At 45.5% G+C, this 23882-nt stretch carries 18 protein-coding genes; 6 read left to right on the top strand and 12 right to left on the bottom strand.

Translation table 11 applies throughout. The features are described 5' to 3' along the window. Positions 1–86: 86 nt before the first annotated feature. Positions 87–1232: an efflux RND transporter periplasmic adaptor subunit gene (locus L1D15_RS05115; RefSeq protein WP_239874882.1), complete on the top strand. Its 1146-nt coding sequence runs from the start codon at positions 87–89 to the stop codon at positions 1230–1232. Between the two features lie 9 nt (positions 1233–1241). After that, positions 1242–4361 carry an efflux RND transporter permease subunit gene (locus L1D15_RS05110; RefSeq protein WP_239874881.1) on the top strand — a complete coding sequence of 1040 codons (3120 nt, stop codon included), beginning with the start codon at positions 1242–1244 and terminating at the stop codon, positions 4359–4361. A gap of 55 nt (positions 4362–4416) precedes the next feature. On the opposite strand, the gene L1D15_RS05105 is transcribed toward L1D15_RS05110, so the two are convergent. The 7 genes from L1D15_RS05105 to L1D15_RS05075 all read right to left on the bottom strand — a co-directional run bounded on the left by L1D15_RS05105 (position 4417) and on the right by L1D15_RS05075 (position 15194). Next, positions 4417–7518 (bottom strand): efflux RND transporter permease subunit, encoded by a 3102-nt coding sequence (locus tag L1D15_RS05105; protein WP_239874880.1) that lies wholly within the window; start codon positions 7516–7518, stop codon positions 4417–4419. Continuing rightward, positions 7515–8831, bottom strand: coding sequence for an HlyD family secretion protein (locus L1D15_RS05100; RefSeq protein WP_239874879.1), 1317 nt, complete (start codon positions 8829–8831; stop codon positions 7515–7517). Before L1D15_RS05100 ends, L1D15_RS05105 begins: the two co-directional genes overlap by 4 nt. 4 nt (positions 8832–8835) lie before the next feature. After that, a complete protein-coding gene (locus tag L1D15_RS05095; RefSeq protein ID WP_239864508.1) occupies positions 8836–9486 on the bottom strand; it encodes a TetR/AcrR family transcriptional regulator in 651 nt (216 codons plus the stop codon). Positions 9487–9983: 497 nt separating this feature from the next. Continuing rightward, positions 9984–12236 (bottom strand): glycoside hydrolase, encoded by a 2253-nt coding sequence (locus L1D15_RS05090; protein ID WP_239875120.1) that lies wholly within the window; start codon positions 12234–12236, stop codon positions 9984–9986. A gap of 113 nt (positions 12237–12349) precedes the next feature. Next, positions 12350–13165: a DUF2861 family protein gene (locus tag L1D15_RS05085; RefSeq protein ID WP_239874878.1), complete on the bottom strand. Its 816-nt coding sequence runs from the start codon at positions 13163–13165 to the stop codon at positions 12350–12352. After that, positions 13162–13812, bottom strand: a complete 651-nt coding sequence (locus L1D15_RS05080; protein ID WP_239874877.1) for a response regulator transcription factor — start codon at positions 13810–13812, stop codon at positions 13162–13164. The genes L1D15_RS05085 and L1D15_RS05080 overlap by 4 nt, the downstream gene beginning before the upstream one ends. Next, on the bottom strand, positions 13809–15194 hold the full coding sequence (locus tag L1D15_RS05075) for a DUF3404 domain-containing protein (RefSeq protein ID WP_239874876.1): 1386 nt from the start codon (positions 15192–15194) through the stop codon (positions 13809–13811). Before L1D15_RS05075 ends, L1D15_RS05080 begins: the two co-directional genes overlap by 4 nt. A gap of 174 nt (positions 15195–15368) precedes the next feature. Between L1D15_RS05075 and L1D15_RS05070 the strand changes: the two genes are divergently transcribed. Beyond that, positions 15369–15857, top strand: coding sequence for a GNAT family N-acetyltransferase (locus tag L1D15_RS05070; RefSeq protein ID WP_239874875.1), 489 nt, complete (start codon positions 15369–15371; stop codon positions 15855–15857). A 24-nt stretch (positions 15858–15881) separates the two neighbouring features. Here L1D15_RS05070 and L1D15_RS05065 read toward each other — a convergent pair whose 3' ends face one another. The 3 genes from L1D15_RS05065 to L1D15_RS05055 form a co-directional block, all read right to left on the bottom strand. Then, positions 15882–16541, bottom strand: a complete 660-nt coding sequence (locus L1D15_RS05065) for an HAD-IB family hydrolase (protein ID WP_239874874.1) — start codon at positions 16539–16541, stop codon at positions 15882–15884. Between the two features lie 69 nt (positions 16542–16610). Beyond that, entirely contained in the window at positions 16611–17399 is a 789-nt protein-coding gene (locus L1D15_RS05060; RefSeq protein ID WP_239874873.1) for a transporter substrate-binding domain-containing protein, read from the bottom strand. A 166-nt stretch (positions 17400–17565) separates the two neighbouring features. Further along, positions 17566–19479: an ATP-binding protein gene (locus L1D15_RS05055; protein WP_239874872.1), complete on the bottom strand. Its 1914-nt coding sequence runs from the start codon at positions 19477–19479 to the stop codon at positions 17566–17568. Positions 19480–19672: 193 nt separating this feature from the next. On the opposite strand from L1D15_RS05055, the gene L1D15_RS05050 reads away from it, so the two are divergent. Together L1D15_RS05050 and L1D15_RS05045 are read left to right on the top strand one after the other, a co-directional pair. After that, entirely contained in the window at positions 19673–20605 is a 933-nt protein-coding gene (locus L1D15_RS05050) for an endonuclease/exonuclease/phosphatase family protein (RefSeq protein ID WP_239865384.1), read from the top strand. Between the two features lie 108 nt (positions 20606–20713). Beyond that, complete coding sequence (locus L1D15_RS05045) at positions 20714–20863, top strand: hypothetical protein (protein WP_239874871.1); 150 nt, start codon at positions 20714–20716, stop codon at positions 20861–20863. A gap of 37 nt (positions 20864–20900) precedes the next feature. Here L1D15_RS05045 and L1D15_RS05040 read toward each other — a convergent pair whose 3' ends face one another. Both L1D15_RS05040 and L1D15_RS05035 read right to left on the bottom strand, forming a co-directional pair. Then, positions 20901–22301, bottom strand: coding sequence for a class II fumarate hydratase (locus L1D15_RS05040; protein ID WP_239874870.1), 1401 nt, complete (start codon positions 22299–22301; stop codon positions 20901–20903). Between the two features lie 17 nt (positions 22302–22318). After that, on the bottom strand, positions 22319–22699 hold the full coding sequence (locus tag L1D15_RS05035) for a hypothetical protein (RefSeq protein ID WP_239836035.1): 381 nt from the start codon (positions 22697–22699) through the stop codon (positions 22319–22321). A 212-nt stretch (positions 22700–22911) separates the two neighbouring features. Here L1D15_RS05035 and L1D15_RS05030 point away from each other — a divergent pair, with 212 nt between their 5' ends. After that, a complete protein-coding gene (locus L1D15_RS05030) occupies positions 22912–23862 on the top strand; it encodes an endonuclease/exonuclease/phosphatase family protein (protein ID WP_239874869.1) in 951 nt (316 codons plus the stop codon). Positions 23863–23882: the final 20 nt, after the last annotated feature.

Genomic DNA, 23882 nt, shown 5'->3' with positions numbered 1-23882 from the left:
GTCGAAGCTAGTGCTGACTCGTATAAAAATATGTCTGACGATAATCAGGTAAGGACAATAGGCTGTCATTCTAATAAGGATTATTTATGCAAATTAAGCCGTTACGTTGGTTGCTTCCCTTTATTCTTCTAGGAGGGGCTTATGCTGGCTATGCTGCGATTACTGCGAGTGCTTCTGATGGATCGGGAACTAAGCCGGAAAAGAAACCTCTCATGGTCACGGTATCAACAGTACGCTCAAGTGACCACAAAGTACTTATCACAAGCTATGGCGAATTGGTTCCTGCTGAAGTGACTCAACTTTCAGCTCAGGTTTCAGGAGAAGTGGTCAGCTGGCACCCCAATTTTGTTGTTGGTGGAGTGGTAAAAAGAGGGGAAACACTCTTCTCTATTGAGCGCGATAATTACCAAGCAGCAGTGCTTCAAGCAGAAGCGAATCTAGCAAGTGCTCAAGCGGCGTTAATCGAAGAAAAAGCCAAAGCCGAAGTGGCTAAACGGCAGGCAAAAAACCTACCAGCCAAACAGGTGACGGAACTCTATTTACGTAAACCTCAGGTTTTAAGCGCGCAAGCTCAGGTGAAATCAGCGCAAGCTGCACTCAAGCGAGCTAACCGTGATCTTGAACATTGCAATGTTGTTGCTCCGTATGATGCGTTAGTGGTATCCCGAGATATTGGTGTCGGTCAGTATATTTCCGCAGGTGCGCATGTCGCAACGCTGAACAATGTCGAGGCCGCGGAGATACATATTCCGATTGCAGGATTCGATAGTGCGTTTCTACCTAAGAACTATGCTGGCATAGCCGCCAATGTTATACAAAGAGGCATTGTGGATACCCAACGAGAGGGAGTTATTGCGCGTGATCTTGGTGTTGTCGACAGTGCGACGCGAATGATCAATATGGTTGTGCGTGTTGATGACCCATACGCGATTGAATCGAATGCGTCACCGCTCAAGTTTGGTTCCTACGTTGAAGTTCAGTTTGTTGGTAAAGAGCTTAAGCATATTTACCGTTTGCCTCAAGAACTGGTCAATAATCGGCAGGTGTGGGTGGTGAATGAAAATAATGAGCTTGAGCCTCGTCTTGTCAATGTGCTAAGAGCAGAGCAAGAATTTATGTTAATCAATGAGGGCCTGACGGATGAAGATAAGATCGTACTGACCGTCCCTGAATACCCACAGCAAGGGATGCGAGTTGAAGTCGCAGCCACCCAAACAGATTTAAACCTGTAGGAATGGCACATGGATGATTCAAAACAAAAAGGGCTGATTGCCTACTTTGCTCATAACCCGGTTGCGGCCAATTTACTTATGGCATTTGTGCTCATTGTTGGGACGGTCAGTTTCTTTTTTATTCAGCGTCAAATGTTCCCCAACATTGAAGTGAATTACATTAACGTCAGTGCTCAGTACCCAGGTGCATCTCCGCAGGAAGTTGAAGAGAGTATTCTGATTAAACTCGAAGAGTCTCTCAAAGATGTCACTGGGATCAAAAAAGCGGTGACGACGGCCTCTCGTGGAAGCGGAGCGATAGAAATAGAGGTCGATGTTAACCAAGATGTTGAAGACGTACTGGATAAAGTCAAACAGAAAGTGGATTCTGTTTCCAACTTCCCAGCGGGTATGGAGCCGATTCAGGTCTATCAATTTGAATATCGCCAGGATGTGATTGAAATGGCGTTGGTTGGTGACCGCTCACTGATCGAGCTCAAACCGATAGCCAAACACATCGAAGACGAGCTACTTCAGCTACAAAATGTAGCCTTGGTGGATCTCAGTGCGCCAGAATATGAAATTGCGATTGAAGTTGAACCACAGATACTTCGTAAATACAGCCTGACTTTAAATGACATCACCCAGGCGATTCAACGTTATTCCGCTAACTATTCCGCCGGTGAGGTGAGAACCAATGCAGGGATGATTTCGGTTCGTATCGAAAATCAGTATTACAACGGAGAAGAGTTCCGCGATATCCCGGTCAAAATAGGCGCAAACGGTGCCAGAGTATTACTGCAGGACATTGCGACCATCAAAGACGGTTTTACTGAGGATGACCGATACTTCAAATATTCCGGTGAAAACGCAATTTACCTCTCTGTAAAAGCGACTAAGGACCAGAATATGGTGACGGTTGCAGAATCAGTGAAGGCCTATATTGAGCAGAAGAATACTCAATTGCCATCGGATTTGAAGATCAAAACACTGGTGGACATGACTTACTACCTCAATGCTCGCCTCGATATGATGCTGAAAAACCTACTACAAGGTGCGGTGCTCGTTGCGCTCATGCTGAGTTTATTTTTGCGCGTTAAACTGGCCATGTGGGTAATGATAGGGTTACCGGTGTGTTTTCTTGGTGCGGTTATGCTAATGCCGGCGATTGGCGTCAGTATCAATATTGTGTCCTTGTTCGCGTTCATTATGGTCTTGGGTATAGTGGTCGATGACGCGATTGTAATTGGTGAAAGTGCCTATTCTGAAATAGAGAAGCGTGGCGGAGGGGTTGATAATGTCGTCCGTGGTGTCAAGCGTGTCGCGACGCCTGCGACCTTTGGTGTGTTGACGACGATTGCGGTATTCGCCCCTTTCTTGATGTCAAAGGGCATCGAGCGAGCATTTTTCTTTGGTATTGCCGCTATTGTGATTCTTTGTTTGATTTTTAGTTTAATCGAATCAAAACTGATTTTGCCTTCACATTTGGCGCACTCGACGTTTAAACCGATCAAAAAAGGCAGTTGGCGAGACCGATTTAACCATCGTTTCTTCAGCTTTGTGAATGGTCCATACAAGCGTTTTGTGACTTTCTGTACGTATTGGCGATGGAGTGTATTTGCCAGTTTTACGGCACTTTTAGTGATCAGTGTGGCTCTAGTGATGGCGAACTACGTCAGGATAATTCCCTCCCCTAAAGTGCCACACGATTTCCCAAGTATTAAGTTGGTGATGAATGACAACGTGTCGAGTGAGCAGACGATTGACGCACTGAAGTTAATAGAAAGTACGGTGCTCAACATTGATGATGAGACGGAAAAACAAACCGGTCAGAAAATGATTCGCGACATTCTGACCTTCAGTCAGGGGCGCAAAGAAGGGCGTTTGGTGATCCCTTTGGTGGATGAAGAGCTGCGCCCTTTCAATACCTTTGAATTAGCTCGTCGTTGGCGTGAAGCGCTACCTGTGATCCCTGGCCTAAAAATGCTTACTGTTTCAGACAATGTGAATGATGATGAGAAAGGCGACGAGTTTGGCTTTCTGCTGTATGGCTCTGATATCGATACACTCAATGCGGCGGGAAGAGCGTTAATCCTCGAACTTAAGCAGCAGGAAGGTTTGTTTGATATCTCGTCTTCCATTGATGCAGGTAGTCAGGAAGTTTTGTTATCTCTTGCGCCTGTGGCTTATGACTTAGGGCTTAGCCTGTCCGATATAGCTCTGCAAGTCGGTGGCAGTTTTTACGGTGGTGAAGCGCAACGCGTGCTGCGTGATGGGGAAGAGATCAAAGTCATGGTTCGTTACCCGCAACTGACCCGAGAAGCATTTGCCTCTTTACGTTATGCGGTCATCACAACCCCGGAAGGTAAGAAGGTGATGTTGGGTGATGTGGTGGAAATTAACCAAAAGCCGGGAGTAAGCAGCATTCGCCGTGAAGGCGGTTTCCGCAGTGTGTACGTGTATGGCTCGATTGATGAAGAGTTGGTTGAGCCTAATGAAGTTGTCGGTAGAATCCACGAGCAGATCATTCCAGATATGTTAGTGAATTATACAGGGGTAAAAAGCCAGCTTGGTGGCACTATTGAAGAACAGCAAGCTCAACAAGATGAGCAAAAAATCTTTTTCGTTGCTGGGATGATCATTGTTTATATTTTGCTTGCGGTGCCATTGAAGAGTTATACCCAGCCACTGATTATTATGTCGGTCATTCCATTCAGTTTGACAGGAGCCATTTGGGGGCATTACTGGTTCAGTCTCGATCTGAGCATGATGTCTACGTTTGGTTTGATCGCGGCGGCAGGCGTTGTCGTCAATGACTCCTTGGTAATGACTGACTACGTTAACCATCTACGAACAAAAGGGAGCGCCATCAAAGAAGCGGTGATTGAAGCTGGGTGTGCAAGGTTTAGAGCTATCACCCTCACCTCGATTACCACCTTTGTTGGTGTATTGCCTATTATGTTTGAAACCAGCTTACAGGCACGGTTTGTGATTCCGATGGCGGTAGCGCTCGGGTTTGCGGTGCTGTTTGCCACATTGCTAACCTTGGTGTTGGTACCATGTTTATACTTGATGCTTGATGACATCAAAGGCATATTTCGCTGGGCTAAGCATAAGCTGATACACAACCGCAAAACTGCATTTGAATAACAACGAACAACAAGGGAGCAAAAAGCGCCCTTGTTGTATTCATAGACTGCAGTTCTTAAATCTCTTCATGTTTATGCACTACACCAAAATCGGCGAGGATGGCATAAGCGGCAGGGATCATAAACAGCACCAGAAGTGTGGATGCAAAGATGCCGAATACGATGGAGATGACCAGTGGCTGGATCACTTGTGCCTGTAAGCTGGTCTCCGTCAGAAGAGGTAATAAACCTGCGGCTGTTGTCATAGAGGTGAGAAAAACGGCTCTGAAACGTTCACGGCTGGCTTTGACAACCGAGTCATGAACACTGTCACCTTCATCGACATGATGCCGGATGTACTGCACCAAGAGAATCGAATCATTGACCACAATACCTGCTAGAGAGACAAAGCCCATCATGCTTGGCATGCTCAGCGAGTGGCCGAGCAGAATATGCCCCCAAACCACACCAATAAAGGCCAGCGGAATAGCCAGCATGACGACAAAGGGCTCTAGGTAACTGCGGAACTGGTAACTCAAAATAGCAAAAACACCGAACAGACCGAGTAAAAAGCCTTTACCCATTGAAGTGGCGGTTTCTGCGGTGTCTTTTGCCTCCCCTTCAAAATCGAATCGAAGCCCCGGGTATTTCTTGATTAACTTAGGTGCTTCTTCTTTTTGGAACTGAGTGATGATGGCGGTTGAGTTTGCTTTAGTGTTATTAATATCTCCGAATACGCTGATGGTACGCAATCCATCAATACGTTGTATTCTCACGTAATTGCGTTGGAAATTCAAAGTGGCAATGGTTGCGAGAGGAATCTGGCTACCATCCGACAGAATGATCGGGAAGTTTGCTAATTGTTGCAAGTCTCCCGCTTGGTCTTTATCGAGACGGACTTCGATGGAAATGTTTTCCACGCCGACCTGAATCTCATCGGCGGTTTGACCAAAAAAAGCAGCACGCAGCTGATTTGCGATAAGCTGGCCATTAATACCATAGGTTTCGGCGCCAGGACGGAGTTTGACGAGCACCTCTTCTTTACCCATCCGCATATCGTCAAGCACTCCATGCACGCCATCAAACTCGTTGAGATATTGCTGAATGTCGATGGAAGCGGCTTTCAGAGCGTCGAGATCATTGTGTTTCGCCCGTATCTCGATGGCACGTCCACCCGGCCCCATAGTCGGTTGCTTAAAAACCAGTGAAATTGGGTCAGCGAGCTCGCCGACATCTTCACGCCAAGCTGCAATGAATTCCTCAATTAATGTGTTTCGGCTTTCAGCCCCCAGCAAATCCAAACGCACTGTGGCAATATGTGGGCCTGATTCACTCGCATCAGCGTTGGCATTGAACTGACTGGTGATATGCTGGACGAGTGGTGTGCCGTTTTCCTGATTGTCACTCCACTCTTTATCAAGCCTTCGTGCCGAAGCGATGATTTTATCGACAACGTCTTCCGTCTGCGAGAGTGAAGAGCCGGGCGGAAGAATAATACGTGCTTCTGCAATGTCGCCGTCTAGCTCAGGAAATGGCTGGAATTTGAGTAGCCCACCGACTAAGGTTGCCGCAGAAATCAATAATAGGGCAAATACCCCACCGATAAAGGCGTAGCGATATTGGACTACTTTCTCAACGGCGTTAACTAACTTGGTATTACGGAAATATTCGAATTCACTCAGCAGTTTTTGTTTGAATTTTGCTGGCGGCTTATCTTGCTTTTCTTTATGCAAAGAATGAGAAAGGTGGTTAGGTAAGATAAGAAAAGCTTCAACCAAACTTAAGGTTAAAACTAAAATCAACACCTGTGGGACGGCTTTGAGTACGGCGCCCATTTCTCCTTGAAGAAATAATAGGCTTCCGAAGATACAGACAGTCGTCAGGAAAGAAGAAATAACACCGGGTAGCACTTTCTTTACGCCATTGGTTACGGCTTCGTCCACCTTCTGACCTCGGTCGAGGTGGGCCGCGATCGATTCGGCAATCACAATGGCGTCATCCATCATGATACCAATCGCCATGAGTAGCCCGACCAGAGACATGATGTTAATCGAAAGGCCCAATTGAGCCATCAGAAACAAACCACCTAGGAATGCTACAGGGAGGCCTGCCGCAACCCAGAATGAGTAACGAAGGCTAAAAAAGAGCCACATAGTAGCAAAGACTAATATGATACCCTGCCAACCATTTTTGACCATCATGGTCAAACGGTCCCACAGCACTGACGACAAATCATTAGTCAGTTCTAACGTGACGCCATCGGGGGCGATGGCTTGTTGGTCTTCAACAAACTGAGCGACCCGCTCTTTGATGCGCAGTGCATCATCCTCTTTGTTTTTGCTGACTTTCAAAAGCGCGGAAGGATGCCCGTCAAACAGAACTTTTTGCTCATCCAACTCGAAGCGATCAGTGATGGTTGCGATATCATGTAAGCGGATGAGAGAACCATTGGGACCAGAGCCGACAACGATAGATGCTAGTTCTTCAGGGGTTATTCGCCTTTCGTCAAATCGTATCAGGAAGTTCTTATCGGGTGTTTCCACATTGCCACTGGGTAGTTTTACGTTCTGACGGCCAATTTGTTCAGCAATATCACCAACGCTCAGGCCAAGCTGACGCATCGCTTGGCTGTCCAGTTCGACTTGAAATTGGTGAGCAGAAAACCCGGCGACCTCGACTAATGAAACGTCATAATCGAGTTTTAATGTCCGTTTAAGCTGTTCTGCGTAAGCTTTGAGCTCTGGCCAAGTGGTGTCAGCAGTAATCGCAACATCCACTACCGGTTCATTCCAGTCCAGCTCTTGCACCACAGGGGATTCTATTTCTTGGGGGAAGTCGTTAATCGCATTGATTTGAGTCTGTACATCGACCAGCATACGGCCAATGTCTGCTTTCTCATCTAACTTTAAGATAAGGCGAGCTGACCCTTCAATCGCTTCGCATTGAGTCTCTTCGATGTTGGCCAGTCCATCGACAGCATCTTCCATGCGGACACAAATACTTTCTTCTACTTCCTGCGGTGAGGCTCCGGGGTAAGTCACTCCCGCCATGATATAGGGAGGATCAAATTCTGGAAATGTCTCTCGTTTGATTGTCGATAAAGAAGTCATACCCAATATCAGCAGCGTTAGCATTAGCAGGTTTGCTGCCGTTGGGTGTTTAGCGAAGAATCGGATCATGATTCAGACTCCTCACTGTTGTCGGCTTGATCTTTGAGGAGCATTCCCTCAATCGCAGGGAGAAGATCGTTCACAATCAGTTTTTCACCCTGTTCAAAGCGACCGTCGATCACAACATGGTTGTCTCGTCGGTAAAGCACATTGACGGTACGTATTTGTAGCCTGTTGTCGTGACCTTTGATGTAGACCTTATCACCATGCAATGCTCGTTCTGGAATTACCCAACTTGGGTTACCTTGACCTTCGATTCTAGCCCTGACGAACATACCATTTACTAGAGGGGGAACTGACGTTGGTTTTAGGTTGCGATAATCTTGCTGAACTTCAAGAATCACACCTACGGTTGCTTGATTGGGGTCTACTGTCTCGCTGATTCGCGCTACTTTAGCAGGCCAGTTGGCATTGAGGTTGCCGCTATTGAGTTCAATCATGGCAGTGACCGAAATCATATCGGGTTGTGGGATACCTGCTGCGTCTCGCCCAAACTCCCCTAAGCTGGAAGCGAGCGTGTGCATGTCATGAATGGATAGCTGGGCTTCCACCTCCATGACATTGATACCATGTGCCGTCACCATGGTTTGCTGTAGGTTGACAACTTGATTTTGCTCAACTTCGATATCAGCGATACGTAGGTCATAAGGGAGCGTGATGACGGTTTTTTCTAGAGCCCGCTGGGCCTCCTCGACTTTGGACGTATTCACTTTAACCAGAGCCTCAGCGAGTCGTTTTTCGTCGGGCATTAGTCCGATTTGATTATCGATATCAACCACTAGCTTACGTTGAGATAGGGTACTCTGTTCCTGTTGATCGACGTCGGATTGGGAAGTGAGTCCTTTCTTGCGTAAGTTTTGTTTGCGTTCAAGCTCTTTGTTGGCGATAGCGAGGCGGTTTTTCTCAATTTTTAACGTCTGCTTAAGGTTGTCTTCTTCCAGCGCCAGCTTAGCTAAAGAAATTTGTGAAGATTTAAGATCCGCCTGAGCTTGTATCAGTTTTAATTCATAATCGAGAGGGTCGATTCTAAGGATTTCTGTACCAGCTTGAAGTACTTGTCCTTTTTCTAGTTTAGGGTGTCGATACACGACTTTACCCGTCACTTCTGCAATTGCTTTCCACTCCAGTTTAGGGGCAACTTTACCAAAGCCGATAGCCATCGGTGCGATAGATTGTAGTTCGAGCGGGATGGTTTCTACTAGCCTTGCTCGATCTCCTGCTGGTTTTACGGGGAGCTCCGGCTTCATCTTGATGGCCAAAACCAACGTGATGATACCCACGGCGAGTGCGGGGAAGAAAAGCAGCTTTCTGTTGATATTCATAGGGTCATTCCGTTGATTGGGAAGGCTGAAGGAAGCCTTGTGTCATAAGTTGTATGTTGTGTTCAAAAAGGCGATTGAGAAATTCTTCGTTGAGCTCAATGCCATGAATGGCCAGTAAAGCTTGAGGAGCAATAAAGGGGAAAACCATCAGACTGATGTAAGAAACACGGCATAGTTTGGGGTCGGCGTCAGGTCTTAACACTCCACTGTCTATGAGCTTGTCAAAGATCACGTCCTGCATTGGTTGGCCGATATCATCGAAGACTTTCTCAATTAATTTACGTTGAGTTTCTGATGGTGGCATGTTCATCACTTGAGCGATGAGCCTAGGAAACTGTGGAATCTTGATCATTTCACGATAGTACGTACGCATGAGGTCGAAAAAGTTTTTTTGGTTACTGTCGGCGATCAGTGTCCGTATTTGATGCTTCATTGGTTGGAGCGTTTCGCGGATCATGGTTTCGAACAGGCCTTCTTTGCTTCCGAAGTAATAACGTATCATTGCGACATTGACGCCTGCACGCTTAGCTACGAGCCGAGTTGATACCTTGTCGTACGCCATCATGGTGAATAGCTCACGAGAGTGGTGAATAAGCTTGGCGCGAACATCGATTTTGGTACTTGGACGGCCAGCTTTCCTCAATGATTCAGCCACGAAATTATGCCTCAGATATTAAACAACTGATTAATTATAGAGTGCTGTTTTTGTCTGCGATATGTGAAAAATTCAACAGTATTTAATCAAGTGATTAATTAATCGAATACTGTGAGGTGAGTTAAGTTTGGTAAGTCGATTCGCAAGAAAATACCCGCACAGTGGGCAGACTGTACGGGCAAACAAGGGCAACAATTTAAATTTTTTAGTTTGGAGATTGTTGGTCTAATTTCCATATCCAAACTGTTATAAAGTATTCGTGGTCTTTAGAATGACTTTGTATCAGTGTAACCAACATTGTTTAAAGTAACATTAATGTTATTTTTGTTTAAATGGTAAATTCGGAAATATACATTCCATTTATGAAAACTCCGTGCGACAAATTGTCAGTAGCTTAGCGCGTTGTTAGCCCACCATATAGGGCTGAAACCAGAGAACCAACTGCTGATAGTTCGTCTTCTTTTATATTTGAAAGAGCGACTTTGGCTGCTCTATGTTTATGGATGGTGAGCCTGCCAGTGGATCTGACGCCCATTGCTCAGTTGTGCCAGTATGGAGTGGGGAGCAATTTTAACCCCTGAATTTTCGATGGATTTGGAGCCAAAGTTAGCGGTAATAGTGCTACCGTCACTGAAAGAGGTTTGCTGAACCTGTCCTGATTTATCCAGCCACTTGAAGCTAGTGAGTGGTTTGTCCCACAATTGCTCATGGATGGGAGTATATGCCTGCTGGTAGTGCGCTAGTGCTTTGAGTCTAGGGCTGTCAGGTGAGTTTGCTTCATCTCGTGTCAGATGCACCATTGGCGGTGTATTGTAGAGCATGGAAATCAAGTCACGTTCGGCTTGGACGTTAGTGAATTTAAGGCTATCACTGTGCCAGTGATGGCTGTTTATCACTTCGTCATGAAAGACGGCTTGGTAAAGAGGCACTCTAAACTGAGGTGAAAATAGCAGTGTTTTATAAGGCTCTTTGACCTGCGCACTCTTAAAAAAGAACTCTGGTTTTTGGTCTGGGTACCAGCGCCCTAAAAAATAAGGCGAGTGTTGGTCGTGCTTCATCTCTTTATCTGTCCAGCCGAAGCCGACAGTCTCAAGCCCATGAGCAAATGCGATGCCGGTTGTGGTGAGGCTATTGCCATCTTCTGAGCCCAGTACCAGATTACCTTGCTTGGCAATCCAGTTCATTCGCTGGTTAAACGCATTCAGCATATCGCTTTCACTGCTGTTATCACGATAGTCTTCTCTTGCCATTGCTGTTGCGTCTACGTCGAGAAACAAGCTATTGAATCGGCCGTATTGGATGATGTCCTCAACGCGCTGCTTCACGTAATCCAGTTCGCAATTTGGGTTAAGGTAGTAGCCATTGCCACGAAACCCTGTTTTCTTTTCACCGTTTGCTTGCTCAATCGCACATTGCTCTCTCATCTGGTCAGGGAGTTGAGCTGTTAACCAACCGTCGTTAAGGCCTTTTGGTATCGCCGTGTTGTAAGAATCATAGGTGGCGACCAGATAACCCAATTGTTTGGCAGCATCAATAGCTTGAGGCTGATAAAAGGCAGGCATCCAGTTGTCGAAGCCCAGCCAAAGTTTGGTTAGACCTGCTTTTTTCATATTGTCGAGCATATCGAGTGATAACGCTTGCCCCCATCGTTCAGGTGAGATTAGGTATTGTGAAGAATTTTGCAATAGCCAGTGTTTTTGGCGTTGTGCAGCTTGGTATTGCGCTGCGATAGCATTGTTGTTTTGTGATGGTGCAGGGGCGAGGAACTTTAGTTGTAAGGACGCATTGAGTGAGTCAACAAGTAATTGTTTATGATAGCGACTCAGCCAGTCTCGGCCTTTAGTGAGTGGCTTGATCTCTTGGATTGCCGCCTGAGGTTGTGTGAGATCGTCTTGTGAAAAATACCAATTTTTGAGTCCCCACCAATCTGTGACATCGTCAGTACTGATCAGCGTTTTGCCAAACAGATAGACCTGACTGGCACCAATTAACCTCGCCAATTGAGGCGTTTGCTGTGCTTTTTCAGCCAGCGTTGTGGATTGATGATGATCAATGCGCCATTGCTTATAAGCTTTGGCGCCATCCATCCAGTTGTCACCTAAGGTTATTCGCACTTTGAAGGCTTGGTTTTTATTGAGAGTAGTAAAGCGGTGGTCTGCTAACATATCAACTTTGGGCATTGTGTTAGAGAAGGTGAGGCTGTTGTTAGTCGCATTGACAAGCTGGTAGCTGATCGTTTTTTTGCCTTGTTGAACAGTCCAAAAGGGCATTTTCAGGTCTTGAGTGGTATTTGCTCCTGAGTGGTTTTCTGTCAGATAGTTCGCCCACATCTTGTTGTCTACTGGGATGCGCATTCCCTCACTAAAGGGGAGGTAAAGTGTGTCGGTGCATTTTTGCGGCAAATCAAACCAACGTAAAACGATAGGTTGGTTGCGTTTTATCTTAGTTTTTTTTGGAACCGCGAAGCTCAGTTCAAGAGCCTGCTCTTTTAATACCGCGTTGACGCGGAGCTTACTTGGTTGGAGAACCCAATGTGCTTTGGTCGGTGAGTCCACTGTGAGCCTTGAGATCGTTTGAGCTTGTTCATTGACACTCAAAGATGGACTATTAATGACAAGATCATTCCAGCGAATGCTCAGATCTTGAGGGGAGATAGCGATCTGATTTGAGTGGTCACTCAGAGTCAGTGTTTGTGCGCTTGCGCTAAAAGGTAGAATCGCGAAAAACGACAGCGAAGTCAAAGCGGCCATGGGTTTGAATTTAAAAGACATGACGAAATCCTATTAGTGGTTTAAGTCACTATTAGAGCGCACGCTATGGTGCTTAATGTCACCCATTTGTCTCTATTATTTTGTGTATTGGCTTACTGGCTGGCTGAAAAGGGCAGAGCCAGCCTCTGTATATATTCAACCTTAAGCCCCTGTTGATACTCGAAGATTGAGACCGATGCACTGAGATGTGCTGCTCCTTTTGGTTGTTGACTCGATTTCGGAAATGGAGCATTGAGTGTTTGAATCGGGATTCGTCTATCGATCAATGTGTAGTGGCGATCAAACCATTGCCAGTGTGCCATGGCTTTCGCACAACTGTCGGTCACTGTAGGTGGAGTCACAGTGATCTGTTGTGTGATGTTATCTAGCGTCAGCCAGTTTTGATTTTTTGGCATTGCGATGATCAGCGCGTAGGTATTCTCGTTGAGCTTTAGTTGGTAGATGCCAGATTCGGGCTCAACCAGCATTTCTTCGCTTTCCATCTCCTGATAGCCTAGCTGAGAGGTAAATGACCCATACAGAATCCTTTTCTTGGTGGGAGAAATGAGCTCAACGTCTAATGTGGAATGTACATCTTCAGCGGATAGTTTGATTTGAAAACCCTGTGAAGCCAAGCCAGAGCGCCGAACAAAACTGAGGCTGATATTGGCTGGTAAAAACTCTGAGTGAGTTATGAGCTTTTGACCACATTGAGTTTGGTTTAAGATTTCTAATTTCACAGGCTGCCAGTAGTCACGGCTGATATTTTGCTGGCTGAGCGCAAGATGTAACTCCTGCCAGGAGAGCAGAGGCTGTCCGTTAAGTAGGGCTTCGTAGGTGCGCGAGAGTGGCGTATCGCTAAACCAATTTGCATAAGCGGTTATCGAAAATAACAGTGCGCACAGCAGGCAGAATGAACGGTGCATCATAACGCAGCCTCATTGAGCCGATAGCCCACACCACGATGCGTCTCGATATTCAATACAGGCAGTTTCTGCCGAAGACGTAACACATGGTTGTCTATGGTTCGAGTGCTGGGAAAAGCTTGATATCCCCAGATTTTATTCAGTAATTCATCTCGATGAAAGACGCGCCCTTGGTTTTGTACTAGTAGTACTAGCAGTTGAAACTCCTTCGGCTTTAGGGTGATTGGCTGGTTGTCGAAGGTGGCTTCACGTTTCGCAAGATGGATTTCAATCTTGCCGTAATGAAGAGTGCTGTCTCCTAATGGACGGAGCTGGCTGACAACACGTGCCAACAGCTCTTGATGGGAAAAAGGTTTGGTGACATAGTCCTTTGCTCCAGCCATCAGACCTTCTACTTTTTGCTCAGTGTCGATTCTAGCGGTGAGGAAAATAACGGGCAGAGCCTTGAGGAGCAGCCAATGGGGTAAATGAGCCACACTGTCTCCATCGCTTAGCTGTCTGTCGAGTATAACTAGATCCGCTTTAAACCAGTGTTTCTCCACTTTGCTGGATTCTTGCTCCCAAATACATTGGTAGCCGTTCGACTCAAACCAAGAGACAAGCCCTTGCCCGAGTAATGGGTCGTCTTCAATCAATAGCAGGGTCTTCATAGCGGTATCTCCAGTGTGCAGCGCGTAGGTTGGCGCTGTATGGTTAACTTCCCGCCAATTAATTGAATTAAGTGTTCAACAATATTCAAACCTATTCCCATATTTTCATTGTTTGTTGGTCGCCGCAGATGAGTTAAAAATCGCTTCATTGGGCTAGGGAAAGCTCCTTGGTCAGTCACTTCAATAACTAAAGTCCGGTCCAAGGTTACGTTAATGCCAATTTCGCCTTTGCCGTGTTGTTTGGCATTTTTAATTAAGTTTTCCAGGCAAATAGAAAGCCAATAGAAAGGCAAGGTTAACGCTTTATTTTGGTTAAGCTGGTAATCGAGTTGATGCTTTTCACAAATGTGATCAAGCCAATCACTGAGGTAAGCCGTCTGTTCAAGTAACTGTTCGGAGCGTTGTGTGCTCAGATAAATCTTACTGTTTTCTGTTAATTGTGACAGCCTTTGGTGATCAGACATTAAGCGCCAGACCGCTTCCTGAGCTTTCTCTGGTAAGTGATCAAATTGATCTCGAAGCATCTCTACAGTTAGACCTAGGCTAGTCATTGGTGTGCGTAACTCATGAGTGAGCAACTGCAGTACGAAGCGTCTTTCACGACTTTGTTTGCGTTTGGCGTAGAGACCTTTGGCGGTGGTAAAGAGTATCAATAAGGATAAACCTGCGACAAACCAGCGTAATGCGAGGACATTTTCTGCCATCTCACTGATACAAAGATTGCTGTAGCGAAACGTGCAGTTCGGACCTGTAATTGTGATATCAAGCTGACGTGCAAGGGGCCGCCATGTATCTGCTGATATCGACTTCCAACCCTGTTCACCACTTAGCCACAAAGTGTCATCTTCCATCCATGCTCTGTAGCCTTTGAGTAGGGCTTCTCGGCCAGTTGCTGAGAGGGCTGAAAACTGGCTATGTAAGGGGTGTCTAGGGTTATTAACCGTTAGGTAACGAAACAGATTATCACTCTGTATATCTGGATATTGAGCTAGATAGCGATCAGCAAAGCTGCCACCTGCGGGGTGTAATAAGTGGTGAGTAGCGAACCACTCTTCGTTAAGCTTTTGGCGTTTACACAGCGCTAACTCGAACTCGGCAGCATCACTGAGGTGTTGAGGCAATGGATCATTGAGAGAGCAATTCCGAGATATCTCGTGAATATATTTAATATCTGACCAAGTGTAGTATTCAAAATCAGGATAACGGGTGCGCTCTTGGAGTAACTCGGCTGGAAAGCGGCTGAGCTGTTGTTGACTCACCAATACATCCCCCGATTGCCAGCTTTTTTGGTAAAGCGATTGCCATCTCTCTTGTAGGCTCTGTGCTTGTGCGTAACAAGGAAATACCATAATAAAACACATAGCCAGACGATATCGGCGCATTGGTGAGCTCAGGTTGGGATGGAGTTTTAGAGATTTTAGCGGCTTTTGGGCTGTGTTTGTAACTTATATGTCAACATTGTTCTCTTAAACGCTGGCTGCTCAGATTAACAAAGGTTAATGAATATTGATGATATGAATATTAACTTTGCTCCTAGTAAAGTAAGGAGAAGCATAATGTTAGAGTGGCGAATCAAAACGTTTTCAGAACTCTCGGTACATGAATTGTATGAGTTTTTGCGCTTGAGAGTTGATGTGTTCATCGTTGAGTCACAAGATCCATACAGTGATCTCGATGGGAAAGACACACACCCAGAGACCCGTCATGTGATGGGGTTTGATGGCGATAGGCTGGTGGCTTACAGCCGACTCATGCCTCAAAGACTAGGGTATCCAGTTGAGGTTCTTGAGTACATTAAACCCGAAGATCGGGATGTGACGATCGGTCGTGTGATCATAGCCAAAAGTCATCGGGGAAGAAGCCTAGGGCATGCTCTGATGAAAATGAGTGTTAACACGATCCGAGAGATCTACCCTAAAGATGCCATTTTTATTTCCTCTCAGGAACACCTTAAAGATTACTACGGTTCTTATGGCTTTAAGGTGTTTACGGACCGTTATTACGAGGATGGCTGTGTTATGTTAGGGCTGAGATTTGTGCCCTGAGTTGGCTTCGCTTCAAAAGAACGTTTAACCCCAGTGGAGTACAACCCAATTAGGACGCTCTGATATTGCTCTCAGCTTGGGGCATGGGTTGATCAAATAAACAAAATCAGCACGCTCACACAAAGGCAGATCATTGATTGAGTCGGTGAAGAAGTGAATTTCGGAGTAGGGCTCTGCTTGCACTGACAGCCACTGCTCTAGCCTAGTCACTTTTCCTTCTCGATAACTCGGTACCCCCGAAATTTCTGCGGTATAGCGGTTATCAGTAGTGACCAAATCAATTCCCATGGAGTGCTCCACACCTAAGCGTTGTGCAACGGCTTCTACGAGAAAACTCACTGTGGCTGATATAATGAGCGTTTGTTTCCCTTGTTGATGAAGTTCCGCTAACAAAGGAATAGATTGACGAAATTGTTTAGGAACAATCCATTTATCGACACACTCTTCAACGAGCATCTGAACGTCTTCGATTGGTAAGTGAGCAATGGGCGCCATGGCAAAGTTAAGGTAATCGTCCATGTTCAACTGCCCTTGAGCGTACAATTGCATCAGACGTTGGTCTTCCGCAAGGAAATTGGCATCATTGACGATGCCTTTCTCAACGAGAAACTCGTTCCATAGCATGGCACTGTCTGCGTTGATGAGGGTTTCGTCAAGGTCGAAAACGTAAAGAGGCTGAGACATGTCGAGGCTCTCGCTGATGTAGGATTAGGTTGGCATGGCAGGTTAGCGAAGGATTGTGACAGTTTGTTTTCACTCACTGTAAATGGCATCGTCAGAAGCATCGGAGTGGAAAACTTGGTTTTCGAAACTAATGATTTTTTGGTATTCACCGGATTGTATTAATTGCCGCATACCCATATAGAGCACGTCATTCAGCTTTTTGTTACGTTCGTGGTTGTGTTTAGCGAACATGACATACATTTCTTTCTCAATAATCGGTTTAGAGTGAACTCTGAGTTTGTTGATTTGTACTGCCGGTAAGACAGTACCCATCATGTAGTAGCCACGATCTATGGCTGCGGGGTACGCGTCAATGCGATGCTTGCCGAGTTTAATGAAATTGCTTTGGTCTTCATTAGCAATTTCTACTCGTACATCTTTAGATTGAAGTAATCGGGTCACTTCGTAATCTTGAGTAGCACCAATACGATATTGGTTTAAATCGTCATGCTTTTGCCAATCGAAGTGACTATCTTCGTGGTAGAAAAACACAATTTTTTGTTTGAAAAGCGGACTCGAAAAAACAAAAAACGGTTCGTGCTGTTTGCTTCTAAACCATGGAAATGTTCCATCGTATTGACCGGATTGAGCATACCGATATGCTCGGCTCCATGGGTGGTAGTCTATGACGACACGATACCCTTGAGTCTGATAGGCGGCTTTAACGAGAACTTCGGCAATCTTATGGTCCGGATTGTTTTGACTGCTGGTATATGGCTCCCAATCGCCAACAACAAATTTGACCACCTTATCATCCGTTTGAGATACCGCTAGCGGAGGCAATATCAACAATAAAACTAACGCGAGAATCCTACTCATGGTTTGTCTCTTTATGAACCCTAACTTCCAATTTAGATGATAATTGAATTAATAAATAGTTCTGATTCATTAAGAGCGACGTAAGGAGACCTTCTAAACATGCGTGACTTATTCGTCCTGTTGTTTTTGTTGAACGGTCACTGGATAAGAGAGGGGAGGCAAGTTTTTAGGTTCGGTAGGCCATTTTTGCTTTGTTTTGCGCGCTTTGATAAGCGGGAACATAGTTAATGAGCGCCTCTTCGACCTCCTTAGGTTTAACAGGCTTGGATAAAAAACCATTCATGCCAATCTCAAAGCAGCGTTCTCTGTCTTCTTTTACCACGTTGGCCGTAACCGCGATAATAGGCACATAAGCTGCCCAACCTTCTAGCTGGCGTATTTTTTGTGTTGCTTCATACCCATTCATCACTGGCATTTGGCAATCCATTAAAATGGCCGCTACTTCGTTTTTCTGACAATATTCCCAAGCTTCTTGACCGTTGTTGGCGATATCGACTTCCAGGCCAAGTAGATTCAGCATGACCTGAATAACCTGCTGGTTAACTCGCGTATCTTCTACGACTAGCACCTTGAGGCCAGTTTTGTATTTGGGAGACAGTCTTTTCATCTGTGTGGTGGCAGAGGCAGGAAACGTGACCAAATTGGGTGATGATGAAGCCAGAGTACTTGAAGCAGCAGTCGCACCATCAACCGGTATAGAAAAGTAGAAGCTACTACCGAGGCTTATTTCGCTAGACACTTCGAGTTTACCCCCCATCATTTCAACAATTTTCTGGCTGATGGCTAAGCCTAGCCCAGTGCCACCATACTGCCGTGTTGTACTGCCATCAGCTTGCTGAAACTTGTTAAAAATGGCTTCTAGCTTTTCTTTAGCGATACCAATTCCAGTGTCTTTTACTTCAAACTGCAGTTGCTTGCCCGCATCGTTCTCTAACATTTTAATATTGAGTTCTACATAGCCTCGGTGTGTGAATTTAAGAGCGTTACTTATAAGGTTATTAATGACCTGTTTTAGTCGGACTGAGTCCGCTTCAATGGTTTGTGGAATCGCTGGGTCAATATTGCAGTCAAAGAATAGCTCTTTTTGTTTTGCGCGAATGCTGTACTCATTGGCTTGCTGCTGTATTAGCTTCTTTAAGTCAAATTCAATGGGGTCTAATTCAAAATGGCCGGCTTCAATTTTTGAAAAGTCGAGGATATCGTTAATGATGTCAAGCAGGGTATGAGAGGATGTGAGTAAGATATCGACATAATTGCGCTGTACTTCATTGGGGTTAGTTTCTTTGAGCAATTCCGCAACTCCAACGATACCATTCATTGGTGTCCTGATTTCATGGCTCATGTTGGCCAAAAATTCACTTTTCTTGATGTTGGCGACTTCGGACTTATCTTTAGACTCAATGATCTGTTGATAGTTAGTATGTAGTTTATCAACACAACGGTTATATCCTTCGGTTAACAAACTGATTTCATCGGTAAAAAGACGGTTGGTAGGCGCCAGCTTGCTGGGGATCGGGCTACCATTGAAATCTGTCATGGCCGCAGAAAGATGGGCTACGGGCTTTAGAACCAGTTTACGGGTAATCCATAGGAGGCTGGAGACTATCACACACGTCTGAATAAACGTCATGGTGAGAAGAAGCAAAAATTTGTGCCATAGCTGCTCGTAAACAGGAGCTAGATCGGTTTCTATTTTCAGTTGCCCAAGAGTGAAGCCTTTGCTGCCTAATTGATAGGTAAGATCCCATACGTTAGTGATTTTTTCCCCTTTGATAGGCTCACCCAGCTCAACAAGAGGTTTGCTGCTATCGAGGATGGTGAGTCTATCGACGTAGGAGCGTTGAAATATTTCATTGACTTGAGTGAAGAGCCGTTTTTGATCTTCCACCCATAAATTGTTTTGTAAGCTGTCGATATAGTTTTCTTCTATATGCAGCATCTGCTTATCGAGTTTTTCTTGCTCTGCTTGGTAGTCGACGTAAACGTTGATACCAGCGATGACAAATGCCATAGCTGTGCTAAGTAGAAGAGTGGCAATAGCAAGTTGTTTGTCTATGCCCAGTTGACGTTGTGTTTTCATAGTAAGTTATTATGTGTTTAATTGCTTACTAATAGCCTAGTATTAATTATGTCTTTAGGAAAACCGATTTTTTGCTTTGATTCCCCAAGCAAAGAGGTGACAGAGCATTTAAGGATGTTGGGTCGAGAATAAAAACGGTATTTCCGTAGAACTGGTACATACTTAAGGAAAGCTCCACTTAAAAGGATTTATGGTGAGGCGTTGGAAAATATGGTTGATGGTCTACACTCCTGCACTGGTTTGGGCAGGGCTATCACTTAAAGAAGCGACTTGGTGGATAGAAAACATAGTCGCGTATCCCAGTTTATTTTTGATTGTCTACCTAGTGCTAGCATTGGTCTGTGCTCTAATGCAAAAGTGGGCACATAGTGCGGTATGCGTTGTTTTAGCTGGAGCGTTCGCGTTGATGACCCCTAAGTCTGAGCAAAAGCTTGTCGCCCAATGCGCTAACCCTGTGTCTGTAGCACAGTTTAACCTTTATTATGAGAATCCAGATGTGAATGCATTCATCAATTACCTGCTCACTAAACCGGCAGACTTGATTGTGATGCAAGAAGTTGCCCCAGAAGTTGGCGACAAACTTCAAATGCTTAATGATATTTATCCTTATTTTTATGGTGGACAGGAAGGGGTTGGTTATCCATCTAGTCAGATGATTCTGAGTGTTTCCCCTTTGAAAAATATGTCGGTCTTCATGACACCGGATGAACAGAATATTATTCGTGGTACTTGGTACCCGAATAGACAAGGGGCGATCACATTGATTGTTGCTCATCCCCCTTCACCAAGGACAAAAACGTTGTGGTATCGACGTAATGCCTTGATTCAAACGATAGAGTCTCTGCTTGAGGTATACCCCAGTGATGAAGTGATGGTGGTCGGTGACTTTAATCTTTCATCTACCAGCCTACGCTTTGCTAAGATGTTTCCAACGTTTCAGAAAGCCCCTGTTGCAAGTTGGCCAAATTGGGCAGAAGCGTTTAAAACTCCGCCTATTTCAATGATTGCGATCGATCATTTGTGGCTCCAGTCGGTCAGCGCTGGTAGAAAGATTTGTCAGCGTTATAGTTCACCGATTCCAGCAGGTTCGGACCATTTGTTAGTGAAAACAAAAATTGGTTATTAATGATCGCTTATCATGATTCACTCACTATGGTGTTGGGAAGCATTGCGGTGACCAAGAGAAGCCTTTAAAATCGCGCTTCCACTGACCTAAGCGCATGTTTGAGGAAATATGAACAATGCCCAAGCAATAGTGGCACAAAGTGCGGAGCACGCGATATCACCTAAGCGTGAAATTGTACTCCGCGAGATGTTGTCACTGGCAAAAATGGCATCAGTAATTGCGGTTCCATTTTTGTTTTTATCTCTGGCTTGGATCTAAACCAGAGCACACAGCACAAGGATGTGTGCTAGCAGGTTTACTCCGCAACCCCACCCTGAGTGAGTTTTGCCGGGTCAAGCAGGCGCTCAAGCGTTTCACGGTCAAGATCGGTTGCTTCCTCCGCAACATCAATAATCGCACGCCCTTCTTTGTACGCCTTCTTAGCCACCTCAGCCGCTTTCAAATAGCCAATCACAGGGTTGAGTGCCGTCACCAGAATCGGGTTTTTCGCTAATGCGACTTGAAGGTTGTCTTCACGGACGTTGAATGTTGCGACCGCTTTGTCGGCCAGTGCCATCGCGCTGTTGGCCAGTAGTTCGATGCTTTCCAGTACATTATGAGCGATAACTGGTAGCATAACATTGAGCTGGAAGTTACCAGATTGCCCAGCCACTGTGATGGTTGTATCGTTACCGACGACTTGTGCGGCTGCCATGGCTGCTGCTTCAGGGATCACTGGGTTCACTTTGCCTGGCATTATCGAAGAGCCAGGTTGCAGGCCTTGAAGCTCAATTTCACCCAAGCCAGCAAGTGGGCCCGAGTTCATCCAACGCAGGTCATTCGAGATTTTCATGATAGCTACAGCAGCCGTTTTGAGCTGACCGGAAAGAGCGACCAAGGCATCCTGACTGCTAAGGTTGTAGAAGAAATTTTCACTAGAGGTGAATTGCAAGCGCGTTGCCTGAGAGAGATTATCTGCAAAGGCTTTAGCAAATCTAGGGTCTGCGTTAATACCAGTTCCCACAGCGGTGCCGCCTTGCGCTAATGCTTTCACGTTCACTAGGCTTTGTTCTATACCATTTCTTGCTTGTTCCAGTTGGAATTGCCAGCCACCAAGCTCTTGATCAAATGTCACTGGCATGGCATCCATCAGGTGAGTTCGGCCAGTTTTTACTACATGGCCAATTTCATTGCGTTTATTCTTCAACACGGTAATGAAATGATTTAACGCTGGGATAAGCTGCTGTTCGGCCATTAATGCAGCACTGACCTGAATTGCGGTTGGGACAACATCATTACTACTTTGCCCCATATTGACGTGATCATTTGGACTGACATCACCACCAAGAATATCGCTGGCCAGAGTGGCGATCACCTCGTTGGCATTCATGTTCGAACTTGTGCCAGAGCCAGTTTGAAATACGTCAATCGGGAAATGTTCTAAGTGCTGACCATCAATAATAGTTTGCGCCGCATCAGCAATCGCATTGGCGATGTCGCCTTCCATTAAACCTAGTTGAGCGTTTGTCAGCGCTGCGGTTTGCTTTACGTATGCCAAGGCCTGGACAAATGCAGCAGGCATTTTGTGCTGACTGAAATGAAAATTATCGACTGCGCGTTGAGTCTGCGCTTGATAGAGAGCGTTGACTGGTACTTTTACTTCACCCATGCTGTCTTTTTCAACACGGAATGTTTGCGGGGCAGGAGGTTGAGTCATTGGTGATCCTTTTTAATCTAGTCGTGCGGCGTTTGAATTCGCTTTAATTGTTGTTGTAGGTGTAAGAACTTAATGTCGCCATCGTCCCATTGGTAGTAGTAGCGCTTTAAGCATAGTAAGGGAGTATGAATGGCGTCGAGGCAGACCCGCCTGAAGGTACGACTTCTTATCGGATCTTGAATCGCTTCAATTAAGTGAGCGTAGACTTGACGAAGGAAAAACTCACATAGCAATGGATTTTCATTCTCTGAGCCATGTTCATAAAACGACGATAACGTCATCGCCCAATGAATATAATCATGAATGACATCTGGTTCGAATCCATACGGCGTGTAGCGATCAATGAATCTGTCTTGCGCTTTAAAGAATGCATTGTAAAGTGGTTTTTGGTTATCCATACTGACCTCAACTTATTGTAATGATAATTATTATCGTTTTTGTTGTATTGGATCAACCCCGTTTGATGATAAAAAGTAAACTGACCATAGGTAGAAACCGACTTAACAAAAATAAGTTAAGCAGGGTCGGTTGGTTTAACCCAAAGAATTGTCAGCGGATTCATAGTGATGCGTTTACACTAAAAACTGGCAGTAATCAGTAAGGTCGTACTTTGCTTACAGACAAAAAACTCACGTTTGCCACGGCAAACTTGTTCAATTTCATTGAGCCTCCTGGTGCATTTTATGACTTTGAAAATATCTATGAAGCGGAGGCTTGGGAATCCAAGTGTCGCTGGACGAAAAACGCGATTCAACAACTGAATGCAGACATCGTCGGGGTGCAAGAAGTCTTCAGTATTGATGCTGCAAAGAGGTTATTTGAAGGGATAGGTTACCAACACTTTGCTTGCGTGGATCGGCCTAAAATAGAGAGCGAGTATGTGTATTCTCAGCCCGTGGTGGCGATCGCCTCTAAGTACCCCATTCTGAGTTTAGCGCCGGTTGAACCGCCACTTTCAATGTTAGAGGGCTATTCTGCCCCTATACCCGAGTTCAGCCGCAAACCTGTCTGCGCGGTTATCAATGTGCCAGATATTGGTGAAGTCGCGATTTACGTTTGCCATTTGAAATCGCAGAGAGCGACAGAAGCCGACAATGTTGAAAAGAGTCATCCACTGATTGGACAATGGTTATCTGCCCAGCAACGAAGTTGGGAAGCCGTAATGTTGCGTCTCTTTATGGAACAGCAGTATGCGAGACACCCGATCCCTACTGTATTAATGGGCGACCTGAACCAGCCGCTGACGAGTGATCTTTGCGGTTGGTTGACTAAAAATGTTGAAGAGGAAAGGGAGCGGCTGGGATTACGCGATAGTTGGGACATTTTCAAACCTGAACATCTAAGTGCGCTGCGGCCAGCCACTCATTACCACTTTGCAAAGGGAAATGTGTTGGATTACATACTATTGTCTCAGGAGTTTCAGCCAGACTCGCAGTATTCGATGGCAGAGGTAACAGCATACACAACGCTTGATGCCCACTTGATTAACCCCAGCTTTGAGCTCGACAGACAGGCTAGTGATCATGCATTTATCGCCGTTACCGTCCGGTTTGTGCTTTGATCTCTTTGAATAGCGATTTC

The organism is Vibrio sp. Isolate25 (genome assembly GCF_022398025.1).
Lineage (GTDB): Bacteria > Pseudomonadota > Gammaproteobacteria > Enterobacterales > Vibrionaceae > Vibrio > Vibrio coralliilyticus_A.
The sequence above is the reverse complement of the archived record's forward strand: the minus strand, read 5'-3'. Positions and strand labels throughout refer to the sequence as shown.

Excerpts from the sequence above, each read along its gene's own strand:
- L1D15_RS05045 (WP_239874871.1), top strand. The coding sequence starts at position 20,714 with ATGAACAATGCCCAAGCAATAGTGGCACAAAGTGCGGAGCACGCGATA.
- L1D15_RS05075 (WP_239874876.1), bottom strand. The coding sequence starts at position 15,194 with ATGCGCCGATATCGTCTGGCTATGTGTTTTATTATGGTATTTCCTTGT.
- L1D15_RS05080 (WP_239874877.1), bottom strand. The coding sequence starts at position 13,812 with ATGAAGACCCTGCTATTGATTGAAGACGACCCATTACTCGGGCAAGGG.
- L1D15_RS05055 (WP_239874872.1), bottom strand. The coding sequence starts at position 19,479 with ATGAAAACACAACGTCAACTGGGCATAGACAAACAACTTGCTATTGCC.
- L1D15_RS05040 (WP_239874870.1), bottom strand. The coding sequence starts at position 22,301 with ATGACTCAACCTCCTGCCCCGCAAACATTCCGTGTTGAAAAAGACAGC.
- L1D15_RS05100 (WP_239874879.1), bottom strand. The coding sequence starts at position 8,831 with ATGAATATCAACAGAAAGCTGCTTTTCTTCCCCGCACTCGCCGTGGGT.
- L1D15_RS05065 (WP_239874874.1), bottom strand. The coding sequence starts at position 16,541 with ATGTCTCAGCCTCTTTACGTTTTCGACCTTGACGAAACCCTCATCAAC.
- L1D15_RS05085 (WP_239874878.1), bottom strand. The coding sequence starts at position 13,165 with ATGATGCACCGTTCATTCTGCCTGCTGTGCGCACTGTTATTTTCGATA.
- L1D15_RS05115 (WP_239874882.1), top strand. The coding sequence starts at position 87 with ATGCAAATTAAGCCGTTACGTTGGTTGCTTCCCTTTATTCTTCTAGGA.
- L1D15_RS05105 (WP_239874880.1), bottom strand. The coding sequence starts at position 7,518 with ATGATCCGATTCTTCGCTAAACACCCAACGGCAGCAAACCTGCTAATG.
- L1D15_RS05035 (WP_239836035.1), bottom strand. The coding sequence starts at position 22,699 with ATGGATAACCAAAAACCACTTTACAATGCATTCTTTAAAGCGCAAGAC.
- L1D15_RS05090 (WP_239875120.1), bottom strand. The coding sequence starts at position 12,236 with ATGGCCGCTTTGACTTCGCTGTCGTTTTTCGCGATTCTACCTTTTAGC.
- L1D15_RS05060 (WP_239874873.1), bottom strand. The coding sequence starts at position 17,399 with ATGAGTAGGATTCTCGCGTTAGTTTTATTGTTGATATTGCCTCCGCTA.
- L1D15_RS05110 (WP_239874881.1), top strand. The coding sequence starts at position 1,242 with ATGGATGATTCAAAACAAAAAGGGCTGATTGCCTACTTTGCTCATAAC.
- L1D15_RS05070 (WP_239874875.1), top strand. The coding sequence starts at position 15,369 with ATGTTAGAGTGGCGAATCAAAACGTTTTCAGAACTCTCGGTACATGAA.